We start from the raw sequence: 281 nt of genomic DNA on the forward strand, positions 1-281 counted from the left end.
TCCGAACCAAAATACAGGAGGTGAATAGTTTAGGTATTGAGTTACAACCTGGTTCATATCACGTGAAATTTGAAAACACCGAATACCTTATTGGTGATGTTGTCAGTGAAGATTATAATATTTTTGACCTCGATAAAACTTCACTTCCTCAAAAGATAGCAGTATATACCTGCATTACCAACTTACTTCAACAAGCAAATCTAAATCATCTAAAAATTCATACTGTAATTCATGTATGAGGAAAAAAGGAAAATAATAAATATTAATCCTCAGCTAGAACG

Annotated in this window: 1 protein-coding gene; it reads left to right on the forward strand. The window is 32.0% G+C overall.

From position 1 onward, the window contains the following. The coding region (locus R2R70_RS19765; protein WP_410978863.1) for a hypothetical protein at positions 1 to 239 on the forward strand (239 nt) is incomplete at its 5' end. Between the last annotated feature and the right edge of the window lie 42 nt (positions 240 to 281).

This window comes from Cobetia sp. SIMBA_158 (assembly GCF_046566945.1).
GTDB classification, from domain to species: Bacteria; Pseudomonadota; Gammaproteobacteria; order Pseudomonadales; family Halomonadaceae; genus Cobetia; species Cobetia amphilecti.